A 5,235-nucleotide genomic window follows, 5' to 3' on the forward strand; every position below is an offset into this window, starting at 1 on the left:
CAATCGCCGCCACTTTTAGATGTCCAGCCCAGCACCAGACTGTTCTGTCCCTGGAAATAATGTTCCGTACTGACGGGAAATTTCTCGCCGACCCGCGCCAGCATACTGGGTGAGGTTACATAGCCCCAACTGGGATCGTAGGAATCATTCGAGGGACTGTCATCAAAAAAAATAAAGTCATCAGCCATAAGAGAAACCGACAACACACTAATTAGCATTATTGTAAAACGGCAGAGTTGCTTCATAACCGCTCCTCTTTGTTATTTTTTAATTTTTTCCAATCAATCTCTCGCATACGTTTTTGTTTACAGAGTCACTTCCACCCGGCAGGTTTTTTTACGACCCGGCGGAATAACGTTGCCGATAATTGTTTTTCCATCAATGATCAGGCGCTTTACCGCTCCGGCTTTTCCGGATTCGTTTTTGATCTGTATGTCGAACAATGTCCCGCGAAACAACCTTTTCACCCGATAAGATGGCCATTCCGGCGGGATATGCGGATCGATAATTAATCCGGCCAGACCGGCTCTGATTCCCAGAATCCACTCCATTATACTTTTTTGCAGCCAGGCGGCCGAACCGGTATACCAGGTCCAACCCCCCCGGCCGTAATGTTCCGAATCCGGGCCGTCAATATTGCCGGGTGTTACATAAGGCTCGGCTTTATAGCGATCGGGTTCCATTCCATTCTGAATCGGGTTAATGCCCTGATATGTTCGATAGGCCAATTCGTCCTGGTTCACCCTGGCAAACGCCTGGATTGCCCAGGTGGCGGCGTGGGTATAGACGCCGCCGTTTTCGCGGATTCCGGCGGCATAGCGGGACAGGTAGCCGATGTATTCGTCCGGCTCGTGGTAGCTGGGATACAACAACAGCGGTCCGTTTGGTTTCATCAAATGTTCGACGACTGCTGCCATGGCTTTGTGCTGATATGCCGGCGGCGCACTGCCGGCGATGACACTCCAGGTCTGGACATTCAGGTAAATCTTCCCCTCCGGATTGGATTGACTGCCAATCAATTCACCATTGTCCTTTGTTCCCTGACGAAACCAAGCGCCGTCCCAGCCGAACTCCAGTAATTTTTCACTCAGCCGGGAAGCCTTAGCTAAATAATGTTCGGCTTTCTGTTCGTCACCCGCTTTCTTCAGCCAATCTGCAAAACGAATCAGGATATAATATAAAAAATGAATGACCCAGAACGATTCGCCTTTCATGTCGATGCCGGCGGCGCTGAGACCGTCATTCCAGTCGCCGCAACCAATTAGCGGAATACCTCTTTCGCTCAGGCGCTCCAGGGCAAAATCGATCGCCCGGGTACAGTGTTCGAGTACGGAACCACCAACGGGATCGTCATAATATCCGAACGATTGTTTCAGAAAATTACAGTCGTTGGTCTCTTCGAGATAACCCAGCGTCACAAACGGCAGCCACAGAAAATCGTCAGAGAAATTTGAGTCCATTCCGGTTTCGGTAATCGGGTGCCACCAGTGTAAAACATGTCCGTTTTTAAACTGGTGTTCGGCATGCAGGCCAATCTGGCGGGCGGTCAGATTCGGATCGCTATCCAGGAATATCTGACTATCCTGCAGTTGATCGCGAAAGCCGTAAGCCCCGCTTTGCTGATAATAAGCCGTGCGGGCCCAGAGCCGGCCGGAAATGGCCTGATATCTCAGCCATTTGTTGGTCAATAAATTCAGCGATTCGTCCGGCGTATCAACTTCGCTCCGGCTGAGCATATCCACCCAGAAAGCACGAACTTCCTGCAAGGCTTTATCTACGGAAGCAGAATCATTCAGCGCCGTGCGAAACTGATCCAGTTCTTCCAGATTCCCGGCCAAGCCGCATAAATAATGCATCCGGGTACTTTGACGGGCTTCAACCGTTAGAGGTACCGCCGATCCGGCGACCGCATCATAAGAAGTGCCCTGATGATGTGGCCGCGCTGATTCGTTCAGAAAAGCCGGGTTCTGCAAGGTTCCGAACTGGCCAATAAAGGTATCCTTGTCAAATTCAAAATCTGATATTGGCCGGCTGGCGGTCAGGAACCCGGTATACGGATAACTTTTATTCCAATGTCCGCACCCCGGAACGCCGATGTCCCAGAGTCGTTTGGTCGCCAGAACGGCATTCCGCTCACGGTCCAGGCGGGTTCCGATGAAGGTCTTATGAAATTCGCGATGATGATCGGCGCTGGAACCGAGACACCATTCAAAATAGGTAATCAGTTCGATGTGGCGTGTCCGGTCGGAAATATTTTCGACGTTAATATCCCAGACTTCCAGCGATTTCTCGAGCGGGATAAAAATGTTCAGGATGGTTCGGATACCTTTATATTCCGTCGTAAAGCGGGTGTATCCGAATCCGTGAGCACACTCGAACAATTCCGGCTCAGTGCGTAACGGGGACCAGGCCGGATTCCAAACCTCGCCGGTTTCCGTATCTTTCAAATAAATATATTTTCCCCAATCATCCCGAACCAAATCCTGATGCCAGCGGTTCAGGCGATTGAACTCCGAATGGTCCAACCAGCTGAAGCCGCCGCCGGCTTGCGAGATGGTCAGTCCATAACGCCCGTTGGAAATGACATTGATCCAGGGTTTCGGTGTCCGGGGCGTTTTGATCATATATTCGTCGCCATTTTCAGAAAAATAACCGTACTTCGTCTCAAATTTGCGCCGGCTGACCGGTCGTTTCTTTATCACTAAAATTCTATCTCCATTTCAAATTGCTGGACTCCGGCCAGGCGGCCGTAATCCGCATAAGCATAATTCACATTTAAAAACGAGTTTAACATTTTGCATCGCAAGCCGACGCCGGCAGTCAAACCCTGTTCGGCATTCTGCTGAAAAAGCGCTTGATAGCCGGTTCGCAGGAAGAGGATTTTACTCAAATCCCACTCAATACCCAGATTCACCTGTTCATTGTTGTCGTTGGGGTGAATCGCATCGATTTCGGCCACTATGTCGCCGACCGGAAATTCCGGAAGATTGACCGCCAGGCCGATGCGGAAGGTCAGCGGCAAGTCCCATTTGTCGGTTTCGTAATAGGCCGGAATGGATTCGTTGTCACCGGTCTCGCTGGCACTCTGATCGTAATAAATACGCAAATCCCGTCCCGTAAATTGCATTTCATTGCCGAAATTGGAAACCGAGGCACCAATTAATAGCCGGTTATTATCAGTGCGGTAAAGACTGCCGAAATCGAAGGCCAGACTGGTGGCGTCGCAATGCCAGATGCTTTCGCGAATATATTTTGCGTTGAAACCGACATTGAAAAAGTTGGTCAATTTTTTCGCGTAAGAAATGCCAATAGCCAGATCGCCGGCGGAAAACTGTTCACCGGTTCCCTCGGGCAATGCCACGGTGCGCACATCCATCAGGCCCATTGACAGCGAATTAAAGAAAAAGCCGAAGGTTCCGATCTTGTCCATCGGAAGCGCCACACCGGTGTAAGCAATCTCAGTATCGAGAAACCAATTGGTGTAGGACGCCAGGGCTTTCCGCTTTTGAAAATCGGCAATCACCGCTGGATTCCAGTAAAGCGCCGAGGCATCGTTGACCGAGGCCACCACGGCGCCGCCCATTCCGGTACTGCGGGCCCCCAGACCGATCTTGAGAAATTGACCCATGGTCGTGCCGACCTTGGTAATCTTTCCGAAACAGGGTAATGACAATAAGCTGACAAGACTCACTACCGTCAGAAATCGCTGAATTGTTTTGATTTTCTTCATCGCCGTTTACCCTATTTAATAATCGCGAATTTTCCGGTAAACTGCCCGGATTCACCGGCATCTACATGAAAGAAATAGACGCCGGCCGCCAGATCTAGCCCGTCTTTAGTAGTCAGATTCCACGGTTCGGCGCCGTCTTCGGCGGTTTCGTTATGGTACAAGGTTTTAACATGGTCACCGCTCATGGTGTAAATCCGAATCGTACAGTGACTCGGTAAATGAATGAAATAAATTAGTCGTTCTCCGCGCCCGGAAGCCAGCGTCTGGCGCGGCTCCCACGGAGCGGCCGCCACATAGGGATTGGGGACTACCGCAACTTTATTGATATTTTGCTTCGCCTGGACGACATCATCTACGGCGGCAAAGGTTTTAAAAGTATAATTATCGCCGCTCCGAAAGGGCAGGTCAATTGCAATTACCGCCGTATCACCAATGCCGGGCAGGATTGGATCGGCATCATCGGGCGCCACAAAATTTATCTTCCAGGTTTCGCGGGTGTAACGTTCTTCCTGAAAATGCATCTGGATATAATCGCCCGGTGAAAGCAGGCTGTCTTTTTGATCGGCCGGTTCCCAGAGATAGGCGCGTACTTTCTTATTGGCGATCACATCCCAGACCCGGAAGTTGGTTTTGTGCCTAAAAACTGACTTTAAATACGAACTGTCGATCACGCCGAACTGTATTTCATAACGCGTCGGAAAATTGGCGACACGCTCTTCCAGTTTGTCATCCCAATAACTGTTCAATGTGGCATAATACACTAAGTTCGATTGCGAGCCATCTTTCCAGACCGAAAAAGTGTCGTTGTAGGCCACGGCGTCATTGACCACGCACAGCCGCATACCATTGAACATAGGATTAGTATCTTCGCCACTCAATGCCGTCGATTCCTCGAAAACCGCGACCGTGTCGTAATCCGTGGTCAGTTCAAACAGGGAATAGGTAATCGTATCGGGATGGGTCGTGTCGTCGAACCTGATTAAATATTCGCTGTCGGTTACCAGAGCCGGATCGAGAAAATCCAGCAGAACATCACCGCTGCCCCAGCCCTGCAATTTCACGATGCCGTCAGCCGTTTGCGGAGCAACGTAACCCGCCGCCGGGGCATTGGGAATCACGACCGCCGTATTCTTATCGGTCTTTACGGTTCCGTAAGTATCCTTAAAAATGGTCTTGGTACATTCCGACGGCAAGATATATTTTGCCGCCCAACCCTGATCGTAGGACACCACTGCATAATAGTAGGTCTTTCCGTTCTCCACATCGGTATCGACATAGGAATGTTTCAGCCCATTATCGGAACCAAGAAAATATTTGACTCCATCTACATCTATTTCGAAGAAATCCTTGACACTGTCCACCAGATCGAAATAGGCCAGCGGGTCGTAAAAGGTCGCTTCACCATAACCGTTGGTGATGATATAATCGTCGTTGAAAGCCTCATCGCTGGCTCGGTAAATCCGGTAGCCTTCGAAATCGTAGCCGCCGGTTTCCGGATTGGCAAA

At 50.2% G+C, this 5,235-nt stretch carries 4 protein-coding genes; all 4 read right to left on the reverse strand.

The features are described from left to right. The coding region (locus COT43_06265; protein ID PIS28501.1) for a hypothetical protein at window positions 1-218 on the reverse strand (218 nt) is incomplete at its 3' end. Between the two features lie 87 nt (window positions 219-305). Then, window positions 306-2,702 (reverse strand): glycosyl transferase family 36, encoded by a 2,397-nt coding sequence (locus tag COT43_06270; protein ID PIS28502.1) that lies wholly within the window; start codon window positions 2,700-2,702, stop codon window positions 306-308. Continuing rightward, complete coding sequence (locus COT43_06275; GenBank protein PIS28503.1) at window positions 2,702-3,730, reverse strand: hypothetical protein; 1,029 nt, start codon at window positions 3,728-3,730, stop codon at window positions 2,702-2,704. Before COT43_06275 ends, COT43_06270 begins: the two co-directional genes overlap by 1 nt. An 11-nt stretch (window positions 3,731-3,741) precedes the next feature. After that, on the reverse strand, window positions 3,742-5,235 hold a 1,494-nt coding region (locus COT43_06280), incomplete at its 5' end, for a hypothetical protein (protein PIS28504.1).

The sequence above is a fragment of the Candidatus Marinimicrobia bacterium CG08_land_8_20_14_0_20_45_22 genome, assembly GCA_002774355.1.
Lineage (GTDB): Bacteria > Fidelibacterota > UBA2242 > UBA2242 > UBA2242 > 0-14-0-20-45-22.